This is a genomic window from Pseudomonas sp., from assembly GCF_050739995.1.
Classification (GTDB): domain Bacteria; phylum Pseudomonadota; class Gammaproteobacteria; order Pseudomonadales; family Pseudomonadaceae; genus Aquipseudomonas.
In genome coordinates this window covers 1-2,202 of sequence record NZ_JBOICG010000685.1, presented here as the reverse complement: position 1 = coordinate 2,202, position 2,202 = coordinate 1, and the positions used below count along the sequence as shown (strand labels likewise).

General features: G+C 58.2%; 2 protein-coding genes. One reads left to right on the top strand and one right to left on the bottom strand.

Annotated elements, in window-relative coordinates; genetic code table 11:
- Positions 1-127: 127 nt before the first annotated feature.
- Entirely contained in the window at positions 128-496 is a 369-nt protein-coding gene (locus ACRESD_RS23195; RefSeq protein ID WP_431753039.1) for a YkgJ family cysteine cluster protein, read from the bottom strand.
- A gap of 252 nt (positions 497-748) precedes the next feature.
- Between ACRESD_RS23195 and ACRESD_RS23190 the strand changes: the two genes are divergently transcribed.
- Positions 749-2,095: a spinster family MFS transporter gene (locus ACRESD_RS23190; RefSeq protein ID WP_431753038.1), complete on the top strand. Its 1,347-nt coding sequence runs from the start codon at positions 749-751 to the stop codon at positions 2,093-2,095.
- Positions 2,096-2,202: the final 107 nt, after the last annotated feature.

Here is a 2,202-nt window from a genome sequence, read left to right as displayed (position 1 = left end):
TCATAGCGTCACGTCACAGCCTGAGGCGATGACCTATGAAGACGAGTATAGAAGCCTCGCGGGATTCGCCATCAGTAATGGCATTTTGATCTCAATTATTTTGGCATGTCATCCATAGCGTTTGATGCTAAGCGCTGATGGGAAGCTCTAGTTCGAAGCTGGGCGCCTCCAGGGGCGCCAGGCCGAACGCGGCACGTGCGGCATCGCAATCGACGTTTTGCACGCCCTGGCTCCACGACGCGTCGAATTCACGGCACGGGCTCGATCGTTGCTCATAAATTGTACAGCTAGTGGCTTTGCCCACCTCGCCTTCCAGGCTACAGCAGCGCGCTGGTTTCTGGTCGGTACCGATCATCGCCACACGAGTGGGGTTGATCTGTACGACTAAGTCATCGGGCACTGTGCCACCCGATGAGGCGCACTCGCCCCAGAAAAAAGACACACGAAAGTATGAACAGCAGGCACCGCAATTCAGACACGGACTGGCTTCGGACATGGGCGTCATCGATAAGAAAAGTAGAAGTGGGATGTTTCGGAAGGCTCGCCATTCTATCCGTGCCATGGCCGTTGGGAAGAGGGGCAAGCACTTATATTTTGTATCGGTGAAGTCCCGTACCGACGGGTGAAATCATGCCCTATCAGCTTTACGAATCATTACAGACAACTGTCGTCAGCCTGACTATGTTGCAGATGCCGGGCGGGATGCATTGGGCATCGCAGCGCCTATAACAATAAAAGAGACGGACCCATGCAGAACTCGATCCAAGCGACGAATGCCTGGCGCATTCTGTTCCTGCTGTTCCTCGCCAACCTGTTCAACTTCTTTGACCGTACCATCCCCGCGATCATCATCGAACCCATCCGCATGGAATGGCACCTGAGCGACTTCCAGCTCGGCATCATTGGTACCGCCTTCACCATCGTTTATGCCATTGCCGGCCTGCCGCTGGGGCGTCTGGCTGATACCGGCTCACGTAGCAAGCTGATGGGCTGGGGCTTGTTCGCCTGGAGTGGGCTGACCGCAATCAACGGCATGGTAGGCAGTTTCTGGACGTTCTTGCTGGTGCGCATGGGCATTGGTATCGGCGAAGCCAGCTATGCGCCCGCCGCCAACTCGCTGATCGGCGACCTGTTCCCGGCACACCGTCGGGCGCGGGCCATGGGCATTTTCATGTTGGGCCTGCCATTGGGGCTGTTGCTGGCATTTTTCACCATCGGCGCGATGGTCAAGGCGTTTGACAGCTGGCGTGCACCGTTCTTTATCGCCGCCGTACCGGGCCTGATCCTGGCGGTGTTCATGTTCTATATCAAGGAGCCCAAGCGTGGCGCGGCGGAAACCGTGCAAGTCTCCCAGGAACGTGTCGACCGCCCGATCCGTCGCGTACTGGCGGTGCCGACCTTCCTGTGGCTGGTGTTGGCCGGGCTGTGCTTTAACTTTGCCACCTATGCGTGCAACTCGTTCCTGGTGCCGATGCTGCAGCGCTACTTCCTGATGCCGTTGCAGGACGCGGCCGTGGCCACTGGGGTCATCGTCGGGTTGACCGGCCTGGTAGGCTTGACCTTGGGTGGCTGGATTGCCGATAAGATTCATCAGCGGGTCGCCAATGGTCGTTTATTGTTTGCCGCGTGCAGTCTGATCATCTCCACCGTCACCACCGCTTGGGCGTTGCATGCGGGGCGCATTGAGATTGGTGTGTTTGTGGCGCTGTTCAGTGTCGGCTGGTTGTTCGCCTACAACTTCTACACCTGCGTCTACACGGCGATCCAGGATGTGGTCGAACCGCGCCTGCGGGCCACGGCGATGGCATTGTTCTTTGCCGGTCTGTATCTGCTGGGTGGCGGCATGGGCCCCATCGTGGTGGGTGGCTTGTCGGATCATTTTGCCCACTCGGCCATGTACGCGGCGGGTGCCGAACAGATGACCGAAGCTTATAAAGCCGTGGGCCTGCACGACGCCATGTACCTGATTCCGGTGGCGCTGTTCCTGACGATGCTGTTCCTGTTCCAGGCTTCTCGCAGTTTTGTGCGGGATGCCAAGAAGATGAAGGAGGGCTTGAGTGCAGTGGAGGTGCCGGCTTCGGCGGCAACTGCCTGACACCGCCATCGGAGGCAAGCCCCCTCCCATACTGGATTGGGTTCACATATTCAGATGTGTGAATGCAGTTCAATGTGGGAGGGGGCTTGCCCCCGATGAGGCCCTCA

What these genes read in the sequence shown, in the direction of transcription:
- ACRESD_RS23190 (WP_431753038.1), top strand. Translation starts at nt 749, where the DNA reads ATGCAGAACTCGATCCAAGCGACGAATGCCTGGCGCATTCTGTTCCTG.
- ACRESD_RS23195 (WP_431753039.1), bottom strand. Translation starts at nt 496, where the DNA reads ATGTCCGAAGCCAGTCCGTGTCTGAATTGCGGTGCCTGCTGTTCATAC.